The sequence below is a fragment of the Fundicoccus ignavus genome (assembly GCF_009659375.1).
GTDB lineage: Bacteria > Bacillota > Bacilli > Lactobacillales > Aerococcaceae > Fundicoccus > Fundicoccus ignavus.
The window spans coordinates 216631-238916 of the sequence record NZ_WJQT01000002.1 but is presented as its reverse complement, the minus strand read 5'-3'; the positions used below and the strand labels follow the sequence as shown (position 1 = coordinate 238916).

Annotated in this window: 22 protein-coding genes and 1 riboswitch; of the genes, 1 reads left to right on the top strand and 21 read right to left on the bottom strand. The window is 34.9% G+C overall.

Annotated features, from left to right (window positions below; genetic code table 11):
* Nucleotides 1-21: 21 nt before the first annotated feature.
* From GF867_RS03090 to GF867_RS03045, 10 genes are all read right to left on the bottom strand, one after another.
* Nucleotides 22-498 carry a hypothetical protein gene (locus GF867_RS03090; protein WP_153831649.1) on the bottom strand — a complete coding sequence of 159 codons (477 nt, stop codon included), beginning with the start codon at nucleotides 496-498 and terminating at the stop codon, nucleotides 22-24.
* 58 nt (nucleotides 499-556) lie between these two features.
* On the bottom strand, nucleotides 557-3115 hold the full coding sequence (locus GF867_RS03085) for an exonuclease domain-containing protein (RefSeq protein WP_153831648.1): 2559 nt from the start codon (nucleotides 3113-3115) through the stop codon (nucleotides 557-559).
* 48 nt (nucleotides 3116-3163) lie between these two features.
* The gene (locus GF867_RS03080; protein ID WP_153831647.1) at nucleotides 3164-4402 is read right to left on the bottom strand and encodes a CCA tRNA nucleotidyltransferase; all 1239 of its coding nucleotides are present in this window, start codon (nucleotides 4400-4402) and stop codon (nucleotides 3164-3166) included.
* Complete coding sequence (locus tag GF867_RS03075) at nucleotides 4392-4940, bottom strand: YpiB family protein (RefSeq protein ID WP_153831646.1); 549 nt, start codon at nucleotides 4938-4940, stop codon at nucleotides 4392-4394. The genes GF867_RS03080 and GF867_RS03075 overlap by 11 nt, the downstream gene beginning before the upstream one ends.
* A gap of 39 nt (nucleotides 4941-4979) precedes the next feature.
* Nucleotides 4980-6284 (bottom strand): tetratricopeptide repeat protein, encoded by a 1305-nt coding sequence (locus tag GF867_RS03070; RefSeq protein WP_153831645.1) that lies wholly within the window; start codon nucleotides 6282-6284, stop codon nucleotides 4980-4982.
* 221 nt (nucleotides 6285-6505) lie between these two features.
* Nucleotides 6506-6781, bottom strand: a complete 276-nt coding sequence (locus tag GF867_RS03065; RefSeq protein ID WP_153831644.1) for an HU family DNA-binding protein — start codon at nucleotides 6779-6781, stop codon at nucleotides 6506-6508.
* Between the two features lie 159 nt (nucleotides 6782-6940).
* On the bottom strand, nucleotides 6941-8254 hold the full coding sequence (gene der, locus GF867_RS03060; protein WP_153831643.1) for a ribosome biogenesis GTPase Der: 1314 nt from the start codon (nucleotides 8252-8254) through the stop codon (nucleotides 6941-6943).
* Between the two features lie 114 nt (nucleotides 8255-8368).
* Nucleotides 8369-9691 (bottom strand): 30S ribosomal protein S1, encoded by a 1323-nt coding sequence (rpsA, locus tag GF867_RS03055; RefSeq protein ID WP_153831642.1) that lies wholly within the window; start codon nucleotides 9689-9691, stop codon nucleotides 8369-8371.
* Nucleotides 9692-9853: 162 nt separating this feature from the next.
* Nucleotides 9854-10522 carry a (d)CMP kinase gene (cmk, locus tag GF867_RS03050; protein ID WP_172972551.1) on the bottom strand — a complete coding sequence of 223 codons (669 nt, stop codon included), beginning with the start codon at nucleotides 10520-10522 and terminating at the stop codon, nucleotides 9854-9856.
* A 107-nt stretch (nucleotides 10523-10629) separates the two neighbouring features.
* Nucleotides 10630-11277 carry a LysM peptidoglycan-binding domain-containing protein gene (locus tag GF867_RS03045; protein ID WP_153831640.1) on the bottom strand — a complete coding sequence of 216 codons (648 nt, stop codon included), beginning with the start codon at nucleotides 11275-11277 and terminating at the stop codon, nucleotides 10630-10632.
* Nucleotides 11278-11459: 182 nt separating this feature from the next.
* On the opposite strand from GF867_RS03045, the gene GF867_RS13945 reads away from it, so the two are divergent.
* Nucleotides 11460-11663, top strand: coding sequence for a ferredoxin (locus GF867_RS13945; protein ID WP_311453471.1), 204 nt, complete (start codon nucleotides 11460-11462; stop codon nucleotides 11661-11663).
* Between the two features lie 220 nt (nucleotides 11664-11883).
* Here the strand turns inward: GF867_RS13945 and GF867_RS03035 are convergent, their stop codons facing one another.
* The 11 genes from GF867_RS03035 to pfkA all read right to left on the bottom strand — a co-directional run bounded on the left by GF867_RS03035 (nucleotide 11884) and on the right by pfkA (nucleotide 22207).
* Nucleotides 11884-12525 carry an ECF transporter S component gene (locus tag GF867_RS03035; RefSeq protein WP_153831639.1) on the bottom strand — a complete coding sequence of 214 codons (642 nt, stop codon included), beginning with the start codon at nucleotides 12523-12525 and terminating at the stop codon, nucleotides 11884-11886.
* A 135-nt stretch (nucleotides 12526-12660) separates the two neighbouring features.
* A riboswitch (FMN riboswitch) is annotated at nucleotides 12661-12786 on the bottom strand.
* A 77-nt stretch (nucleotides 12787-12863) separates the two neighbouring features.
* Complete coding sequence (locus GF867_RS03030; RefSeq protein WP_153831638.1) at nucleotides 12864-13592, bottom strand: pseudouridine synthase; 729 nt, start codon at nucleotides 13590-13592, stop codon at nucleotides 12864-12866.
* A 24-nt stretch (nucleotides 13593-13616) separates the two neighbouring features.
* Nucleotides 13617-14207: an SMC-Scp complex subunit ScpB gene (gene scpB / locus GF867_RS03025; protein ID WP_153831637.1), complete on the bottom strand. Its 591-nt coding sequence runs from the start codon at nucleotides 14205-14207 to the stop codon at nucleotides 13617-13619.
* On the bottom strand, nucleotides 14194-14964 hold the full coding sequence (locus GF867_RS03020) for a segregation and condensation protein A (RefSeq protein WP_153831636.1): 771 nt from the start codon (nucleotides 14962-14964) through the stop codon (nucleotides 14194-14196). The genes scpB and GF867_RS03020 overlap by 14 nt, the downstream gene beginning before the upstream one ends.
* Before the next feature lie 17 nt (nucleotides 14965-14981).
* A complete protein-coding gene (locus tag GF867_RS03015; protein ID WP_153831635.1) occupies nucleotides 14982-15407 on the bottom strand; it encodes a hypothetical protein in 426 nt (141 codons plus the stop codon).
* Nucleotides 15408-15486: 79 nt separating this feature from the next.
* A complete protein-coding gene (locus GF867_RS03010; protein WP_153831634.1) occupies nucleotides 15487-16287 on the bottom strand; it encodes a purine-nucleoside phosphorylase in 801 nt (266 codons plus the stop codon).
* Nucleotides 16288-16307: 20 nt separating this feature from the next.
* Nucleotides 16308-17477 (bottom strand): phosphopentomutase, encoded by a 1170-nt coding sequence (deoB, locus tag GF867_RS03005; RefSeq protein ID WP_153831633.1) that lies wholly within the window; start codon nucleotides 17475-17477, stop codon nucleotides 16308-16310.
* 28 nt (nucleotides 17478-17505) lie between these two features.
* Nucleotides 17506-18402, bottom strand: coding sequence for a site-specific tyrosine recombinase XerD (gene xerD, locus GF867_RS03000; protein ID WP_153831632.1), 897 nt, complete (start codon nucleotides 18400-18402; stop codon nucleotides 17506-17508).
* A gap of 8 nt (nucleotides 18403-18410) precedes the next feature.
* A complete protein-coding gene (locus tag GF867_RS02995) occupies nucleotides 18411-19277 on the bottom strand; it encodes a CvfB family protein (RefSeq protein ID WP_311453476.1) in 867 nt (288 codons plus the stop codon).
* Nucleotides 19278-19451: 174 nt separating this feature from the next.
* The gene (pyk, locus tag GF867_RS02990; RefSeq protein ID WP_153831631.1) at nucleotides 19452-21209 is read right to left on the bottom strand and encodes a pyruvate kinase; all 1758 of its coding nucleotides are present in this window, start codon (nucleotides 21207-21209) and stop codon (nucleotides 19452-19454) included.
* Nucleotides 21210-21229: 20 nt separating this feature from the next.
* Nucleotides 21230-22207, bottom strand: a complete 978-nt coding sequence (gene pfkA / locus GF867_RS02985) for a 6-phosphofructokinase (RefSeq protein WP_153831630.1) — start codon at nucleotides 22205-22207, stop codon at nucleotides 21230-21232.
* Nucleotides 22208-22286: the final 79 nt, after the last annotated feature.

The following is a 22286-nucleotide window of genomic DNA, read 5'->3' as shown; positions in this document are numbered from 1 at the left end:
TCCTCCTTGAAATATATCATTTTAAATATTTGAGATCGTTTTAACCCAAAGGCCTGTTAACGCATTGACATAATAGTAAGTTAACGTATTATTGTCATTTTTTAAAGTTACTTCCCAAACTGGTTCATTATTCAATAAACCTAAGCGAGTCTGAATAATATTAGTCATGGAAGTTTCATTTATTGTTAGATCATTAGCATCTTGCTCAGAAATTATTTCATTTTCGGAAAAATACTGAATATCGCCACCCTCTTGGGCGACAATAGCAAAATGTTGTACTCCTTCGTCATCGATAAAATCTAAACTAAAATAAGTATTATCAGTCGTTACCCAATAAAATTTATTGATTTTATCTACATTAAAGTCATATTTAACTAAGTTGACAGTCTCTTCTTCAGCTTGATTAATTCGCGCTTGGCTCTGCATAAAGACACCAAGAATACTTATTAACAAAACTAGAAAAATTGCTGTTAAAACTGAAACAGTTTTACGATTCAACAACTAACCCCCTCTATCAATTGGTCATCCCATATTCTACCATATTTTCCATAGAGTTTTACTGACAAATTTCAAATTTTACTAAATCTTCTAATTGTTCGCGTACTTGTTGCGAATAGTACTTAGTAAAAACACGCTCATCAAACAGATTAACAGTGTTTAGTTGAAAGTTATTTTCTAAATAACTTACTATAAATTTAAAATTTTGAATCATCTGTGGCAATAAAATTTTATGAAATCCAGCTTCTATGTCTTCTGTCAAATATTCCGTCATGGCTTGAATACTGGCCATTTTTGGTGAATTAAAAGGTAAACTTGTAATGAATATTTCAAACAATTCATTCTCTAAACACCATTGTTCATTGAGCAGTGCATTCCAACTCATTATAACAATTGAAGGTTGCATCTCTTTAGCACGACGCTTAATTTTCTTCAAACTACCACTTACGCCTTGTGCGTGTAAAGAATAGCGACTTCTAATTAGTTCTGATTGAGAAAGCATGCGATAAGCTTTTTGAGCAGCAGTTTTACTATTTACAAGAATTAATAAATAATCTTTGTAGTTTTCTAAATTATCTTCAATATAAATTCTCTGTAGTTGGCCAAATTCACTTTTTTCAGTCTCAACTTCTTTATCTAAAATGTATTCTATCGGGACATTAATTGTAACTGAAGCATTACTGGTTTGCTTAGGCAATAGAAAATATTTAAAATTGCTTAATTGTAACCATTGATAGCTACCGTTTTTTTGTAAATGATGATAGTCGCCCGGGCTAAATAGAATCACCTGATTAAATCGCTCTAAATAGTTAACATGTGAGTCATCTATAATTAAAGCCTGATTTATGATTTTTACATGAAAAAATTGGCCTTGGATACTTTCAGCAGCTAGTACCCAGTAATTTTGTGAAAGTTTGGATGTTATCATATGATACAACGTTTCTTCTAGCAAATTAAATTGATAATACCATTTTTTATCTATATCATTGATAACATTTATTAAGGTTATATCTGCTTTAAGAACTTTCGCTAATTTACTGTGTAGCTGATAAATCTCGTCGATTGAGTCTAAAAAATATTGGCTTGCTGTGTCTTTCATTGAGACATAATGCTCAATTTTAGAAGGCGTTGGCTGAGTTTTCTGTTCACCTTCAAGTAAATATTGGCAATAATTACTTAAATCATTTAATAATTTCGTCATTACATTTAATTGTTTGATGAAATGAGAGGCTTGTTGCGATACTTCCTCACGGTAAGATAAATGATCTGCTAACAAACGAGTCTTTGTAAACCATTCACTTACTGCTAATTCATCTTGGTACGTTTGTCTTACAGCTTTAGTGTAGATACTTAAATTATCAACAATTAACCAACGCTCAAAGAAAGAATCGCTTATATCTCGGTGATATCTTGTCAATTCTGTTAAGAACCGATGATCAAGTAAAACTATTTGAGCCGCATAACTATTTTTTATCATTTGTTGATAAAACTTATGCGTTTTCTTTGATAAATAGCGACCACAACGTTTGACTAATATGGGTTGTATGTTTAATTCTTGATTAATTTCTGCAAAATCTCCCGAATTGGTTTGAGTCAACCAATTGATGGTGGCAGCAATCACTAATAATTCTTGTTGATTAGCATGCTCAATTTTATAAGTTTTCAATAATTGCTCAAAGGCTGCAACATGTATAAAATGACGTGCATTCTTTAACACAACCAGTTTTTCTACAGAAAAATAATTCAAAATAAAACTTCGCCAATCATTTAAATTACTAGATTGTCTTGTCGCAAAGCAAAAAGCTTGTCCTTGATCAATGATTTCTTCCAATAACCGTTTAATGACAGTTGGGTTGATTGGTGCAACGATATCTTCAACGACAAGTAATTTTTCCTGATGAGCTTTTTCGATAATTAGTTGTGCTAATTGCTGATGTTTATTGGACTGCTTGATCACACCTTCTGAAACATTAACGATCTTTTCTTGTGCTTTTACAACAACCTCTTCTTTTAATAAATAATGATCTGGATGCTTTAGTAATTCAGCTTCATCATTCGGTAATGCTTCTACAAATGGTAATATTCTTTCTAAAGTGACATTATCCAACATTTTTACCTCTAAAGCCAAATGATGTAATAATTGTGTCGTCAATTGAGCATCGGCTAAAGCATCATGAGCATTAGCAAACGGCAAGTCAAAATATTCACTTAAATCATTTAAGTTAAAGCCCTGCGCTTGAGGAACTAATATTTTGGCTAATTTAACTGTATCTAATGCTTTTGGCTTAAAGTTATCAAAGCCATATATATTAAAGTATTCTGTTAAAAAAGTTAAGTCTAACGCTAAATTATGTGCAACGAAAACACAGTCATTTAATCGTTCATACCACAAGCCTGCTACTTTCTCGAATGTTGGTGCTTTCGCTACAGTAGATGCTTCAATTCCAGTTAATTGTGATATGTGTACAGGAATGTCTCGTTCAGGATTAATCAACATCGAGTGTTCATGGATAATGAGCCCATCTTCTATGATTACTGCTGCTAATTGAATAATCTGGTCCCCTTCATCAATTCGAGGCCCAGTTGTTTCAATATCAACAATTGCGATTTTAGTCATGGTTAGTATCCCTCAATTTCCTTTATACAGTAGAAAACATCTGTTTTCTTAATTAGTTGATTGATACGCTTGTTTCACGTAATTCAATAAAAGTTGTTCATCATTTTCTAGTTGACCCATCACGACTAGTTTTTCAACTTCTAACAAGAGTTTCCCTACGATGGGACCCCCTTTTTCCATATTCAATACTTGCATAATACGGCGCCCGTCTAATTGAAGTTCTTTACGATGATAGATTGGCAACTGTTCATATAATTTTAACAGTTCTGTTCGCTTCTCGTTTTGATGAGCTCCCAAATAGTCGATCATTTGTTTCACGATATAATCGGAAAATTGATAAACTAACCATGAATTCAATTGATTAGCATCGGTTGCTAATAACAATTGAATCGTATCTTGAACATCACGAATCAATTGATTACTATGTGTCCAACTCGAAAGCAATCTTTTTATCGTGCTTTTCTCATTGATTCCAGCGCTATGTAAGAATAATGCCCAGACAAAACTTTCTTCTCTGGTCAATTCATTTTCAATCAAAGGTTTTAAATGATGCTTCAAACCGGCGATACCAGCTTTTACGTCAATTTTAGAGAAAGCTTTTATGTAAGGAGGTAAACCTGATTCTGGTAATAAATCTCCATTTAAATGGAAGAATTCACCCTGAAAAAATTTACTAATTTCAATTCTAATTCTCTCAATAGATACATTCTCAATTAATGGCGCTAACTCTTGTAATGATGTAAAAGTTTTAGCTTCAATTGTAAAACCTAACTGGCTTGCAAAACGAATTGCACGGATCATTCTTAAGGCGTCCTCGTTGAATCGTTCCTGGGCTGTCCCAACTGCTCTAATTAATTTAGCTTTTAAGTCTGGTAAACCTTGATGGTAATCATATAGATTTCCATAATGATCAAATGCTAGTGCATTAATCGTAAAGTCACGTCTCAATGTGTCTTCTTCAAGATTACGAACAAATTGTACTTCATCGGGCCTTCTAAAGTCACTATATGCCCCTTCAGTTCTAAAGGTCGTCACCTCATAAGGCACATCATTATGCAAAACAACTATCGTTCCATGCTCTTTCCCCACTTCAAACGTATGCTTAAACATCGCTTCAATTTCATCGGGAGTCGCGCTGCTTGCTATATCGATATCATGGATAGGAAGTTCCAATAAAGTATCACGGACACATCCACCAACAAAATAAGCCTCATAACCATGAGACTCAATGGTACTTAAGACAGGCAAAGCTGATTGAAACAGCTGATTGTCTAAATCAATTTTCATTTAGTTCACCTCGTAATTGCTCGATCTGTTTTAAGTAATAACTCACTTCTTCAAACTGATGTTTTTCAAGTGCAGCATCTAATTTACGACTTAGTTGCTGAATATTCGCTTCAATGCTTAGCCTTTCTAAGTGAACATCCGTTGATTGAATTAATTCTTCGTTTTCTGGTAAAAAAGGATTTTCCTCAAAGATATCTAAATAATAGAGTTGTTGGAAGTAATCCGGAATATTTAATTCAAGATAGAATTTCTGTTGATTAAATTTAGAGTTTAATCGAATATCATGAAAGGCTTGTTCACACATCGTATAGCTTAACTGATCCTTATAATATACAAAAGGCACTTGCGTATTTTGTTGATAAGATATATAAATGCCTCTAGGAGCATATTTGACGTTTTCAGTGAAGATGATTGAATCCATAGTATTTGGTTGTGTTTTTAAATAATTTAGTAAGTAAGTAACAGTCGGATTAACATGATGATATTTTTGAAGTAAATATTCAATAAATTGTCTTTTACGTTGATTGTTATTAATCATGTTTGTTCCCACTTTCTATTTGTTATGTGTTGTGATTAATTAATCTTTATCCCACAGTATCTCTTTTAGTTCATTGTTGAGATTTACTAACTCCTGAGTTTGATAAGCAGAATTGTTAAAGTCCTCAGTTATAAGATACGCTTTTTCGTATCGTTCTTGATTCATATAAAATTTCACTGCATCAATTACTAAACTAGAATCACCAACACCTAATTCTAATGCTTTATTATAAAATACCTCTGCACGATCTAACATATTTAATGCCTCGTAAGTTTTAGCGAATAAATGTGTGAGTGACATTTCGTCTTCAAACGCATAAGCTAAAGTTTTTAAGTAATGTAATGCATTTTCAGGTTTGTTAATCGATAATTGATAATTAACAAGATAACTCATGATTCGATATTGGTCTTCAACATTATCGACATAATCATAAAAATCAATTAATTTTTCAAGTAAGTCATCTGTAAAATAATTATGACGGTTTGCAATTTCAGCAATGTCCATAATCGCTTCGTGGAAAGGTGGTAACATAATCGCTAATTGCTCGATTGTTTTTTTTAGCTCATTATTTTGGCTAACAGTTTCATACAACTCCATTAATAATAGTCGGGCATCAACTAGGTCTCGATCTGCTTGAATGGCTTTAATAGAGGCCTCAATTGCTTTATCAATAATTTGCGCTTTAAAATAAGCGATTGCCAATATATAATACTCGTTAGCTTCTTCAATTGGTAAATCTTCAGTTAGCATCAGAGACTCAATCTTCTGTATATCAATAACTTCTTTAATACTTTCAAGTTCTACAAGTTTCATTCGAACCACTCTAGCATCAATTTTCTCAGGAAAATATTCATAAGCTGCTTGATAATAAGTTTTAGCTTGTTCATAAAATTGACGATCATAGAACAACTCAGCCAGTACTACGTACGGTTCTGCTTTTAAATTAAAGTTTGCAATCAATTTTTCTAATAAGCTTTTTGCTTGATTAAAATCTCCTAGTTCAATTAGAATCTTAGCTTCTAGCAAAGAATTTTTATAACGTAAATTATCGTCTACTTTCTTTATCCATTGGTAAGCTTCTTCGTACTGTGCGTACAAATAATAAGCTTCCGCGATTAAATAAATGATTTTTGCTGACACATTAATTTCATAAAGAGCTTTTAGAATATCGATTTGTACGTCTCGATACCCTCTATTAGCATAATATGCTGCAACATTAATCATCTCATTAAAAATCACTTGATCGTTTTCTGCTTCTATATAATATTCTTCTAATAGTATCGAAAGCTGTTCTAAATCCTCAGCTCTGGATAAATCTTTCATAATTTCATCGAATAAAGACATGTTCTGCCCCCTCTTGTTTACTACACCTATACCATTATAACATGAACTGCCCATCATAAAAAGTTCCAAGAAATATTCATATTTTGATTCAAAATAGACTGATTACACCGCCGTTTAATTAAGTAACTCGGTCAAATTAGTCCGCAATTGGTCAACACTTCAACCTCAAAACAAAAAAACAACCCCTGAAGCCTTGCGGCTCTAGGGGTTATAAAGTTCAATTATTTAACTGCATCTTTTAAAGCTTTACCAGCTTTGAAGCCAGGAACTTTGCTAGCTGCGATTTCAATTTCTTCACCTGTTTGAGGGTTGCGACCTTTTCTTGCTGCACGGTCACGAACTTCGAAAGTACCGAAGCCAATTACTTGTACTTTTTCGCCTTCAGCTAATACGTCTTGAATTGTTTCAAATAACGCTTCAACTGTTGCTGTAACGTCTTTCTTAGTTAAATTTGTTTTCGCTGCTACTCTTTCTACTAATTCTGCTTTGTTTGCCATATTAGTAAATCCTCCTTTAAAATTGTGCTCTAAATGAGCAACTGTCTTATTAATGAAATAAACCCGTGGGTATAATCATCTTGGTTATTTCTTTACTAGAATATCACATAAAACTTGTTAATACAATGTTTTACGTTAATAAGTCTCAAAAATTTAATATTATTTCCGTTCCCTAACAATTAATTTCAAAGGTGTTCCTTCAAAATAGAATGCATTCCGTAATTGGTTCTCTAGGAATCGCTCGTAACTAAAGTGCATTAATTCAACATCATTAACAAAAACTACAAACGTAGGAGGATTAACCGCAACTTGAGTCATATAATAGATTTTCAATCGACGACCTTTGTCAGTCGGTGTAGGGTTCATTGCAACCGCATCACTCACTACATCATTCAGAACTGAAGATTGTACGCGACGGTGGCGGTTATCGTAAATCATCTCTAATAATTCAGGTAATTTATTTAAACGTTGACCTGTTTTAGCACTTACAAATAAGATTGGCGCAAAAGATAAATACTGGAATTCAGCACGAATATCTTTTGTGAACTCTTCGAATTTATTATCCGATTTGTCAACTGCATCCCATTTGTTTACTACGATTACAATGCCTTTACCTGCATCATACGCATAACCCGCAACTCGTTTATCTTGTTCACGTATCCCAGTCTCTGCATCGATTACCATACAAACAATGTCACTTCTTTCAATTGCTGACATTGCTCGTAAAACACTATACTTCTCTGTTTGTTCGTAAACTTTACCACGTTTACGGATACCAGCTGTATCAATCATCGTGAATTCACGACCACTTTGACTCGTAAACTTAGTATCTACTGCTTCACGTGTAGTTCCTTCTATATTAGAAACAATTACACGCTCTTCTTTAAGTATGCTGTTTACTAAACTTGATTTACCTACGTTTGGACGACCAATAAAACTAAATTTGATTGATGTATCTTCCTCTGTATCTGAACTATCAGACGGAGCTTGAACCATCACCTCATCTAGTAAATCACCAAACCCAGTTCCATGAGCTCCAGAGACTGGATATGGCTCACCATGTCCTAATGCATAGAAATCATAGATTTCTTGTCTTTGTTCAGGGTTATCAGTCTTATTAACAGCTAAAATAACTGGTTTCTTCGTACGATGTAACATATGACCGATTTCTTCATCTGCATCTGTTAAACCCTCTTGAGCACTCACTAAGAAAATAATAATATCCGCTTCATCCATTGCGATTTCAGCTTGAAAACGTACCTGATCCATTAACGGCTCATTTGTCATTTCAATTCCACCAGTATCAATTAGACGAAATTCTTTTCCTAACCACTCACCAGTTGAATAAATTCTATCTCTAGTAACCCCAGGAAAATCCGCAACGATCGAAACTCTTTCACCGATAAGGCGGTTAAATACAGTCGATTTACCTACGTTTGGACGGCCTACTAAAGCTATAGTTGGTATACTCATTTCTCATTCACCTCCATTGTTATCTATCTAAAAATTGAGAATTAGACAAAACAAGAGACTGACCAAGAATTAGTCAGTCTCCGGGCTATACAGCCAATTAATTACTAAAAAATATTAAGCTTCTTCTTCTGAACTTAAAGCGTCAAAAGCGTCACCTAACATATCAGCTAATGTAAAGCTTCCTTCTGATGAGTTATCAGAGTAAGTTTCAGTAACTGGTTTTTGTTTAGCTTTTGGCTTACGTTGTTTTGGAGCAGCTTCTTTTGCTACTGGAGCTTCGCCTTCTTCTTGAGCTGGCTTATCTAATAAAGCTTTGATTGATAATGATAAGCGTTGAGCTTCTGGATCAGCACTTAATACTTTAACTTCAACTTCTTGACCCTCTTGTAATTTTTCGTGAGGAGTCGCAATATGCTCGTGAGCAATTTGTGAAATATGAACTAAGCCTTCAACAGCTGGGAATACTTCAACAAAAGCACCAAAGCTTGTTAAGCGTTTAACAGTACCTGTTAATACAGATCCTTCTGGAGCTTTTTCTTCAATGTTATCCCAAGGTCCATCTAAAGTATCTTTAATTGATAATGATACTCTACCTTTTTCTTTGTCGACTGATAATACTTTAACATTAACTTTATCGCCAATAGTTAAAACATCACTTGGTTTAGCAATATGCTCGTGAGCGATACGGCTAATGTGAACTAATCCGTCTACTCCACCTAAATCAACAAATGCACCGAAGTTAGTTAAGCGAGCTACAGTACCTTCAACGATTGAATCTTCTACTAATTCATCCATTAATGATTCACGTTTAGCTTCGCGTTCTTTACGAGCGATTTCTTTGTGAGATAAGATTAAACGGTTTTCGCTTGGTTCGATTTCAACGATAGCGAATTCTAATGTTTGACCTTTATATGGTGCGAAGTCTTCTACGAAGTGATCTTCAACCATTGAAGCTGGAACGAATCCACGAACACCAGCATCAACAACTAAACCACCTTTAACAACATCTTTAACAGGTGCTGTAATAGTTTCGCCTTTGTCTGCTTTTTCTTGGATTTCTACCCAAACTTTTTTAGCGTCTACACGTTTTTTAGATAATAAGAAGTTTCCGTTCTCTTTATCTTTAATTGGTTTTAAAACTACCAATTCAATTTCATCACCAATATTAACAATATCAGTTAATGCTTCGTATGGTGCAGCTGATAATTCATTTGGTGGAATAACACCTTCTAAACCACCTGATTCTTTAATAGCAACACGTACTTGATTATCATCAAATGCTAATACATCACCTTTAACAGTGTCGCCAACTTTAATGTCTAATACGCTATCTAAAGCGTCTTCCATTGAAGTCATTGTTACTTCTTCAGTTGCTTCAACCTCTTCAGCTGATACAACTTCTTCATTTAATTCATTGTTCTCTACAAACTCTGACATCTACCAGTTCCTCCTAAGCGATTACCTATAAATTGTTGCTTGTATATTGTGTATACAAACCACCTAATAATAATTGTAACAAAAAAAACATTATTAGTCTAGTCACTCTTGTTTTTATTTAATTCTTCGTGATTTATCATAATATTAAACTAAATTGAGCTCTTAGTTTGTCTTTTGAATAAGACTCAACACATACTCAACATTTTCTTCAATGGATAACAAGCCAGTATCAACTGCAATCGCGTCATCTGCTTGTTTTAATGGACTGTGTTCTCTTGTTGAATCATACTCATCACGACGTATAATATCTTGCTTTAACTCTTCAAATGTTTGAGTATTAATACCTCGAGCGATATTCTCGTCATAACGTCTCTGAGCACGTATTTCTGGACTAGCGATAAAGAAAAATTTAAAGTCTGCTTTAGGCAATACGACTGTTCCAATATCTCTACCATCCATTACGACTGATTGTTTCTCCGCCATCTTACGTTGTAGATCAACTAACTTTTCTCTAACAAAATCTAAAGCTGATACTGCCGAAACATTCTGCGACACTTCTATACTTCGAATTTCTTCTTCAGCATCTTGTCCATCTAAAAATAAATGTTGTACTCCATTAACAAAATTAAAATCTAATTCAATATTATTTAGAATATTTCTTATCTCTTGAACATTCTCTACCTCAATTCCTCGCTTTAAGATAGCTAGCGTTACGCCACGATACATCGCACCTGTATCAATATAAGTAATATTCAATTTTTTTGCGATTTGCTTAGCAATCGTACTTTTTCCAGAAGCAGCTGGTCCATCAATTGCAATTGTAATTGTCATCTTCAACTTCCTTTTCTTAATACCATCATTGGTTTATTACATAGAAAATCACGTTTCCCTCAATGCTAAAAGCACAAGTTGAGAAACGTGATAATAAAAATCCTAAATTAAGGAATTAGAATTTCCATTCCTGGGAAAATTGGTGTATCGATTGTTGCACCATTGGCTTGAGCCAATGTATATACATCAATACCATACGACGTTGCGATGCCATACCAAGAATCACCTTGTTGTACCACATAGTATGTACTTGCTGGTTCTGTTGGAGTTTCAACTGGTGGAGTTGACTCTACCGGTGTTGACTCTACCGGTGTTGACTCTACTGGTACGCTTGACTCAACTGAAGAAGATTCATCAGAACTCTCCTCAATTTCTCTCGAACTAACTGATTCTGTTTCTTCAGATGAAGATTCACTTGTTGATTCACTTGATGTTTCACTCGATGAGCTTTGATCGATTAGAATCTGTGAAGTTGTTCTCTGTGGTATCTGGTTTTCAGATTTTTGAGCACTTACAAACCAATACAATAAAAATGGTGATAGTAACGTAATAACTAACAAGAATAATAATACTTTAGATAAAGTAGTAGCTTCTTTGACTGGTTGATTACGCGCAGCACGTGAGTATTGACGTGTTTTCAAGTTCTCATCTTCACCGAATTTTTTATTCCAAGGCGCTTTGAATTTACTTTCCTGTTTTGGTTGTTGCTCATCTTGATGTTCTTGATTATCAAATTGTTCATTATCTTTTGCCATCAAAATTCCTCCTACATATGTTATACTATTAATAACATATTTTTTCTTTAATAGCTAGCAATGCTATTCTAAAAGCACACTATCATCATACTTTATTTTAAAAAAATAAAAAATATGCAAACCCTTTTAATACATAAATGATATAATAATGTAATTACATTGTAACAAATGGCGGTGAAAAAGTGAACAGATTAGACATAATTCCAGAAAAATGCATTGCATGCGGCCTTTGCTATCTTCATTATCCTGAAGTTTTTGACTGTAAAGATGACGGAATTGCCTTTATAAAAAAAGAGAGTAAGCCACTTCAACAAGAAATGGCTACTCCCGCAGCTTACCGTTGTCCTACCCGTGCGATTGAGATAATCGAACATCCGGAGAATTAATAGACTTCTTTTCAAAGGAATATGCTTCGTAAAGCATATTTCTTTTTTTCATCATTGGAACTAATGTTTTAATGACGATAATTTGCCCAACAGCTAAAATAACACCTTTAATCAAGTTAACCTGAAGTTTTTGACTGTAAGGATGACGGAATTGCCTTTATAAAAAAAGAGAGCACGCCACTTCAACACGAAATGGCCACTCCCGCAGCTTACCGTTGTCCTACCCGTGCGATTGAGATAATCGAACATCCGGAGAATTAATAGACTTCTTTTCAAAGGAATATGCTTCGTAAAGCATATTTCTTTTTTTCATCATTGGAACTAATGTTTTAATGACGATAATTTGTCCAACAGCTAAAATTATACCTTTAATCAAGTTAAATGGTACGATGATTGTAATTAAATATCCGAACAAGTCTGGTATAGGGAAATTTAAGACAGCTACATACCATGGTAATGCTATGTAGTAGTTGAAAAGAGACATAGCTCCGACTAAAAATATAACCAAAGTTGCACTCATTAGTGCATATTTTACATTAATTGATGCTTTTTTTAATTTAGATAAGATAAAGTGAGTTGGTAAAAACATTGCCATTGATGCAATAAAACTCATGATCACTCCAATTGGCAAGCCCATTTGCCCACCACTCATAATATAATTTAATAAATCTCGAGTACCCGCTACGATTACTGCCCCAATTGGTCCACTTGTAAGCAAGCCGATTAAGACCATTAAATCACTAAAATCAATTTTTAAGAAAGGTGCAGCTGGTAGAATAGGAAAATCAAACGTTCTAAGTACAATTGCCCATGCCCCCAAAATTGCCAAAAACATTACACGCGATAACTTCATTTTCTTCATTACTTATTTCTCCTTCCACGTCTCATGGAATAGAAAGCAAGCAAACTCAGAGAGTTTCTATACTCAAAAAAATACACCATAATTACCTAATTAAATCTTCGGCAAATACGGTGTAGTCAAATAAGCATAGTTATGCAATCTCTTCTACTATCAGACTTTACTGTCGGTACTGGAATCACACCAGTTCATCAAAGTAATAAATATTACTTCGTCGTGGACTATACCACCGGTCGGGAATTTCACCCTGCCCCGAAGACGTATTGTTTTATTTGAAATTATTATAGCATGTAACTTGTGACTTGGCAAGCAAGTTCATATAAATTATAATATTTATTTGATTATTTTTTATTAGATTGAGCCAATTTAAATAATTTATCTACTTCAAAAGCCGTTAAATCTCTCCATTGGCTAACTTCTAATCCTCGAATATCTAAAAAGGCAAAACGTTCTCTTTTTAATTTCATTACTGGATGACCTACTGATTCAAACATCTTTTTAACTTGATGATTCCAGCCTTCGTGAATCGTTAATTCCACAATAGAAGTTTGATTATTAGGATTTGACGAAATTACCTTCGCCTTAGCCTTCGAGGTTTTTTTACCATCAATTATGACTCCACGTTCAAGTTTATTCAAAGCGTTTTGATTCAGTATTCCTTTTACTTTGGCCACATAAATTTTATCAATTTGATGTTTCGGATGCATTAATAAATTTGCAAATTCACCATCATTCGTCAGAATAATTAACCCTGTAGTATCATAATCTAAACGTCCAACTGGATAAATTCGCTCAGAAACTCCCTCAATCAAATCTAAAACCACACGACGATTTTTATCGTCACTCACTGCACTAATAACAGCACGTGGTTTGTTTAACAAAATGTAACGTGGCTCTTCTTTATAAATAGGTACTTCATCTACTTCAATGCGATCATTATTCCCTACTTTTACACCCAACTCACGAACCACTTGACCATTAACTTTAACTCTACCATCCAAAATAAGTTGTTCACACTTGCGTCTACTATCAACACCAGCATGCGCCATAACCTTTTGTAATCGTTCCATATTTAACACCTATTTTCTAATAATTTATTGCTCTAATTCATCGAATAATTCAATTTGCCAATTCTTAGTAGAAAATAAATCCTCTACCGCGGACTCCGAGTTTAAAGCTAATGGCTCTACCTCTGGTAAATCTTCTAGAGACTCTAAACCAAAGTAGTCCATAAAATAATTTGTAATACCATATAAAACCGGTCTACCTGGTGCTTCTACACGCCCAACTTCTTTCACAAGATCTCGACCGATTAATTTTTGGATCATATTTGCAGATGAGACACCCCGTATTTCATCTACTGCCAATCGAGTAATAGGTTGACGATAAGCAATAATTGCTAAAGTTTCGATAGCGGCTCGAGTTAATGTATTCTTATAAGGAGACTGGGCATAAACCTCAACATCTTTAGCAACGTCTTTCTTAGTAACAAGAAGGAAATGTTGATTAAAATTCACTAATTCAATTGGCGTTTCATCATCATTATCAAAATTTAACTTCAATTGTTGTAGGGCTTCATCAATTTCTTTCATTGGAACTTGTAAGGAATTCGCCAATTGTTCACGACTTACACCTTCCTGACCTGCTACGAAAAGAATTGCATAAACTCGTTTAATTAACTTCATTTAAACCGTTGGCTCCTTCCGCTTTTAATATATTTATAGGCGCTAAGGCCATAGTTTGTTTAAAAATAATTGCTTGCTTTCGAACCAATTCCAACATAGCCATAAATGTCGTAATAACTTCGTGCCGATTACCTCCATTAAGCAAATCACTAAATTCAATACTATTATGCTCATCTAAAGTGTTAATAATTGAAAGAATCTCATCCATTTTTTCTGAAACTGTTAAGGGGTCATGGTTAATTTCTTTTTGCTTAGGCACTCTTTCCAATTCTTTCTGGAGCGCTAAGGCCATCGCTGCTGTTAATTGGTCTAGCGTTATATCCCCTTCATCCAAAGGCACAAAAGTTTGCATACCAGATAAATCTTCACTAGGACGTGTATATAACTCCGCACGTTCCACCTGTTTAATCTCCAAAGCTGTTGCCACATCTTGAAACTGTTGGTAAAGCAATAATTGTTGGACTAGCACTTGACGTGGATCTTCAGGCTCATAATCCCCTTCAAGATCTGGTTCTGGCTCTATAGGCAACAAGAGGCGACTTTTTATTTCTAATAAAGTCGCCGCCATTACCAAATAATCTCCCGCAATATCCAATTGGAATTCTTTCATCGAATGTAGGTAAGCCAAGTATTGTGAAGTGATTTCACTCATGGGAATATCATTAATATCAACTTTCATTTGCTTAATCAGGTGCAATAGTAAATCAAATGGTCCCTGAAAAGCATCTAGTTCTAATTTCAATTCATTATTCGACATGTCTATCCTCTTTTAAATTAATCATTTTCGTGCTCATCATTATATTGCTGAGCCCACTTTGATACTAAATCCACTGTTTCATTAGTAGTCGTTCCAATAATTGTGGCATCAGGATAAAGCTCTCTTAAATCAGAATATAATCCATAACCAATACCTTCATTTCTGAAAGATGGTATCACAGCTACTCTTTGAATCATAATATTATCGTGAATTGATAGTTCTTCTTCATTTTTGGTTACTGAGGATTGATTATGTTCAACAGCCATAACTCCGACATAATTTCCTGAAGCTTCATCTTTATATAAATAGATTTCGCGCTTATCATCATTACGATAAGTCTCTAATAGCTCTTTTAAAACTTCGGACTTAACATTATCGTCATAAGTATAAGATAATAGCCCCAAAACAATTTTTTCGTTTTTATTCTTAGAACGTATTAGCATATTCATCCTCCTCCCTTAATACTACTTTTGAGATAATAGCACTCAAAAGCTGAAATATCAACTCTTTAGAAAAAAAGCTCTAGGCACGTTTAACTAATTCTTTGATTAAAGTTTTAAAACGAGGCTTAACAATTGTCGTAACATCTACCACTTCATCATGATCTAAAGAAGCTTGCATACCAGCTGCTAAGTTTGTAATACATGAAATACCAATAATTTCCATACCACAATGTTTTCCAACAATTGCCTCAGGTACAGTAGACATACCTACTGCATCAGCTCCAATTGTACGGGCAAATTTGATTTCTGCTGGAGTTTCATATGTTGGACCAGTAAACCAAGCGTAAACACCTTGTTGCAAGTGAAGTCCTGAATCTTTTGCAATATCTTTTAATAATTGTTGCCCACGTTTACTATAAGTTTCCGTCATGTCAACAAAACGAACCCCATGTTCTTCAATATTAGCTCCGATTAATGGGTTTTCTCCAGTTAAATTAATTTGATCAGTTATAATCATTAAGTCACCCGGAGCAAAGGATGTATTAACGCCTCCTGCAGCATTTGTTACAACTAAGATACTAACGCCTAATTCTTTAAAAACTCTAACTGGATAAGTCACTGTCTGTAAATCATAACCTTCATAGTAGTGAAAGCGCCCTTGTAATGCAATTACTTTTCGTCCAGACAAAGTTCCATAAACTAATTGTCCAGCATGTCCTACAACTGTTGACACTGGGAAATTTGGAATGTCTTCGTAAGGGATTTTTATTGCATCTTCAATTTCATCTGCAAGTTCTCCTAAACCTGATCCTAAAATTAAACCAATTTCAGGTTCAGTAATTCCCTGTGATACTAAATAATCTTTCGTTTCTTTAAACATATTAAATTCCTCGCTTTATATTAAATTAATTGTGATAAGAATGAAGAGCCGTTCTCTGTTTGTTTCACATTGAAGTTATCAGAAATTGTCGCTGCAATATCACTAAAATATGTAGCGTTCAATTCTTTCGGTTCTGTAAACTTAGGACTATAAATTAAAATTGGAACATATTCTCTAGTGTGATCTGTCCCTGCATATGTTGGGTCATTACCATGATCTGCTGTTAAAATCAACAAATCATTCTCTCTTAGATTGCTGTAGATTTCTGGCAATCTTCCATCAAATTCTTCCAAAGCTTGTGCATATCCTTCTGGGTTACGTCGGTGGCCAAACACAGCGTCGAAATCTACTAAGTTAGTGAAGCTCAACCCTTTAAAATCTTGTTGCATTACTTTAATTAACTTGTCTACACCATCCATATTGTCCGTAGTGCGATGACCATCAGTTAAACCTTGACCATTAAAGATATCATTAATTTTACCAATTGAAATAACATCATAGTTAGCTTCTTTCAAGAAATCTAATGTTGTTTCACCAAATGGGCTCAATGCATAATCATGTCGATTACTTGTACGTTGGAAATTACCAGGTGTCCCTAAATATGGGCGTGCAATAATACGACCCAACATATATGGCTCTTCTAATGTAATTTCACGACAGTATTCACAGATTTTGTATAATTCTTCTAAAGGAATGATCTCTTCATGAGCAGCAATTTGCAACACTGAATCTGCCGAAGTATAAACAATCAAATCACCCGTAGCCATTTGATGTTCGCCTAACTCGTCTAAAATTTCAGTACCAGAAGCTGGTTTATTACCAACAATTTTTCTTCCAGAAAACGCCTCAATTTTATCTAATAATTCTTTAGGGAAGCCATCTGGAAAAACTCGGAATGGTTTTTCAATCTTTAAGCCCATAATTTCCCAGTGTCCAGTCATCGTATCTTTACCAACTGAAACTTCCTGTAACTTTGTCCAATAACCTTTTGTTTCACTTTGAGGCTCTAAACCTTCCAGCTTTTCAATGTTAGCTAAACCTAACTCAACCATATTAGGTACTTTCAAACCAGCTGTTTCTGCAATACTCCCTAATGTATGTGAACCTAAGTCATTAAATTCAGCAGCGTCTGGTGCCTCACCAATCCCTACAGAATCTAAAACAACTAAATGAATACGATCAAAACTCATATGCAATTCCTCCTATTTATTATTTTTTTTAAGCTCTGGGAAAATATTTCCGATAAACTTTTTGAAGTCTTTGCTGCGTAATATGTGTATATATTTGCGTTGTTGAAATATCTGAATGTCCTAGAAGTTCTTGTACCATTCTTAAATCAGCACCATTTTCTAGTAGATGTGTGGCAAACGAATGTCTCAACATATGAGGCGACACTTCAAAATCAATATTAGCCAACGCAACATATTTTTTTAGATTTTTCCAAATTCCCTGACGAGTAAAAGCATTACCTCTCTCGGTTAAAAAAACTGCTGATGAAGGTTGTTTGGATTTTTGAGCAAAACTTGGACGGATTAACGTCAAATATTCACTCATCCAATATTCTGCTTCTTCTCCTAAGGGCACGATTCTTTCTTTGTTCCCCTTACCAATTGTTTGTAGAAAACCAAGGTCTAAATGTAATTCATCAATTGTTAATCCAATTAATTCACTCACCCTCAAACCTGTCGCATACATTACTTCTAAAACAGCCCTATCTCTCAACCCCCAAGATGTTGTCGTATCAGGCGCATTAAGTAACGCATCAACCTGTTGCATGTTTAACACTTTGGGTAATCGATGAACTTTTTTAGGGCTTTGAATTAGCGCTAAAGGATTGAGCTCAACTCGACCTTCTTTTAAAAGGTATACAAATAACTTCTTTAATGTCGAAATAATTCGACTAGTAGTACTAGCAGCATAACCACTTTCTCTTAGATAAGCTAAAAATAGACGTATTGTTTGTTGATCAACCTCTTCAATGTTTGTCATCGACTGTTTTTCTAAAAAAATTGTAAACTTAGTTAAATCCTGACGATAACTTTTGATTGTATTCTCAGCTTTACCCTGATCGATTAATAAATATCGACTGAATTCATCAATTAAATCATCAAACATAAAATCGCCTATTTCTCTTCAAGTAAATAGATGCCTTCACCTTTTACTTGCTTAATCAGATTGTTTTTCAACAAACTTCCGACCGCACGTTTAAATTGAGCTTTACTAATACCTAATTGTAGCTTTATTTCATTAGGATCTGCTTTATCATGTAATGGTAAAAAGCCCTTTGGCATCTTTTGTAAAACCGCTATTAACATTTTAGCATCATCATCAATTGCTTCGTGCGCTCGAGGATTCAATGAAATGTTGATACCACCATCTTGACGAACACCGACTACTCTACCTTGAAGAACTTGTCCTAATCTTGGTTCAGTTTGTCTCTCGCTCTCATGTAAGAATGCTGAGAAACCTTCTTCTGTAATTGTAAGAGAACCTGCCATTTTAACTTGATAAACAGTTGCCGTAATATCTTGGTTTTTTAGACGAGTTGGCGCTTTAACAAACAACTCAGCTATTTTTTCATTATCTGCCATGTGCCCCCAGAAGCGATTTCGATCATCAACTGAATACGTTAGATAAAGACGATCGCCTTTCTTAGGCCATAAATGCGTTGAAAGAGGTAGGTCATCAAGCGAAACAACTACTTCCTTATGATTAAGACCAACGTCAACAAAGACACCTAAATCTTTACGACTTGAAATTACTGTTCCCCAACCATAATAGCCAGGACGAATATCCGGCAAATCAATTTGGATAACTTTCTTACCAGTTTGTGTTTCGTAAATCATACCTTCTACTTCTTCACCGTGTTTTAATTGTTCTTCTACATCTGCTTTTGCTAATGCGAACGTTACACCTTGGCTTTGAACATAGTATTCTTTCTCGTTTTCATCGGTTATGATTGCCGTCACAATTTCTCCATATTTAACCACGTGCCTCACTGCCCCTTATTCTTTCAATTTTTATGCATTTAGATAATGACTTTTTTAATTTCAATAGAAAAGGCGAATCCTCCCCTAAGTCATAGAGAGTTTTAGTGCTAAAGATTCAGCTCACTAAAAAACCAGCATGCCCTAAGGGAAGATATCGCCTAAAAGTACTTATTCTTAAATACTGATTGTTGCGCCACGGTAAACTACACCACGACGTGCATCTACTGTGATTAATTCATTGTTTTTAATTCTGTTTAGTGCATCTACTGCATTTACAATAACTGGAATGCCTTTTTCTAAACCAATTACCGCTGCATGCGAAGTGATTCCACCTTGCTCTACAATAATTGCTCCAGCTTTTTCAATTGCTGGTGTATAGTCTTTATCAGTTGACTTAACAACCAATACTGAACCAACAACAGCTTGTTCATTAGCAGTTTTAGCATCTTCAGCTAAGACAGCTTTCCCAATAAAGTTGCCGCTTCCCACACCTTGACCTTTAACTAATTGAGTTCCAATTACTTGGATTTTCATGATGTTAGTTGTTCCTGATTCACCAACTGGAACACCCGCTGTAATGATAATTAAATCGCCTTCTTTAGCGTAACCTTTTTCTTGTGATAACGCTGTAGCAGAATCTAACATTTCATCCGTTGAACCTGGTTTTTCAATTACAAATGGTTCAACACCCCAAGTAAGTGCTAAAGTACGAGCTGATTTTTCGTCAAAAGTAGCTGCTAAAATATGTGCTTGCGGACGATACTTAGCAATCATGTTTGCAGTATGCCCTGAAGAAGTTGCAGCAACAATAGTTTTAATACCTAGGTTGCGTGCTGTATGCCCAACAGATTGACCAATTGCTTCAGTTAAATCATCATTGTCATAAGCTTTTAATGTAAATGCATCTTGTCCAACTAAAGCATCTTCAGTTCTTGAACAAATACTTGCCATTGTTTTAACAGCTTCAACTGGATAATCTCCTGCTGCTGTTTCGCCTGATAACATTACTGCGTCAGTACCATCAAAGATAGCGTTCGCCACGTCACCCGCTTCAGCACGTGTAGGACGAGGATTTCTTTGCATTGAGTCTAACATTTGTGTAGCAGTAATAACTGGTTTACCAGCTTGATTACATTTTTTAATGATTTGTTTTTGTGCAATTGGCACATCTTCAGTTGGAATTTCAACTCCAAGGTCACCACGAGCAACCATAATACCATCAGAAACCGCTAAGATTTCATCGATATTTGAAACGCCTTCTTCGTTTTCAATTTTAGAAATGATTTTTACATTATAACATCCTTCGTCTTCTAAAACTGCACGAATTTCCATTACGTCACTTGCGCGACGAACAAAACTTGCCGCTACAAAGTCAATACCTTGTTTAGCACCAAAACGAATGTCTGATTCGTCTTTTTCAGTGATTCCTGGTAAGTTCAATTGAGTATTCGGTACGTTGATACCTTTTTTAGTTTTAATTGTTCCTGAGTTTAATACTTCAGTAACAATTTCTTGGTTTTCATGATCAATCGCTGTAACGTTTAATTCAATTAAACCATCATCGATTAAAATTTTAGTACCAAGTTCAACGTCATTAATTAATTCTGGATAAGAAACTGAGAATTTTTCAGCATTACCCATGATTTCATTCATAGCAATACGTACTGTAGTTCCTTGAATTAATTCTGCTTGATTGTTTTCAATTTCATGCGTACGGATTTCTGGTCCTTTAGTATCTAATAAGATAGCTACTAATTTACCAGTTTCTTCACGAGCAGCTTTTAATTTGTTAAAACGCTCTAAATGTTCTTCGTGAGAACCGTGTGAAAAGTTGAAACGCGCAACGTTCATACCTGCATTAATTAATTCCGTTAAGATCTCAGTTGTATCTGAAGCAGGACCTAACGTACATACAATTTTAGTTTTTTTCATTGATAATGAAGCTCCTTTAATTAGTCTATTATTCGATCTGTAAGCTCTAAGTTTAATTCATATAAATCTTCGCGAACTTTATGTTTTGTTTTCTCTAATGTTTCTACAATATCAAAAACGGCTAATTCTTCGTTAATAATGCCGACATAGATTCCTGATTGTCCATGAATTAATAAATCTACTGATTTAGCACCCATTAGTGTTGCAAACACACGATCTCGACCCGTTGGGTTTCCACCACGTTGAATATGAGATAATGTTACGCCACGTACACTTTGGTGAGGTGCAACTTCGCTGTATTGTTTCACAAACTCTTCGACACCCATTACTCCCTCAGCTAATACAATCATAGAATAATCTTTACCTGCAGCACGACCTGCGTCAACTCTTCTCGCAACATCTGCAATGTCATAGCTTTCTTCTGGAATAATAATTGCGTCTGAACCGGCTGCAATACCAGCCCAAATTGCGATATCACCAGCGTGTCTTCCCATAACTTCAACAACGAAAGTTCTGTTATGTGACGCTGCTGTATCTGAGATATTATCAATTGCTTCTAGAGCTACAGTCATAGCCGAATCAAATCCAATCGTATACTCAGTTCCTGGAATATCATTATCAATCGTTCCCGGAATACCAATAGCTGGGAATCCCAGTTTAGTAAGAGCTAGCGCACCCCCAAATGAGCCGTCTCCTCCGATAACAATCAAACCATCGATTTCATGCTTTTTCAGTTGTTCTATCGCTAATAACTGAGTTGCTTCTTCTCTAAATTCTGGATAACGCGCGGTATACAACATTGTTCCCCCACGTTTCACCTTATGATGAACGTCAGCTATAGATAAAGGAATAAAATCTCCTTCAACTAAACCTTTGTACCCAAAACGAACTCCCCATACTTCGATGCCGTGATGTAAACCTTGTTCAACCACCGCACGAATAGCAGCGTTCATTCCAGGGGCGTCTCCACCACTTGTTAAAACTGCAATGCGTTTCATCTATTCACCTCAAAACATAAAATTTAATAATAATTACACACACACGGTTTATTCTACCACTAATTACCAGAGATGTCAT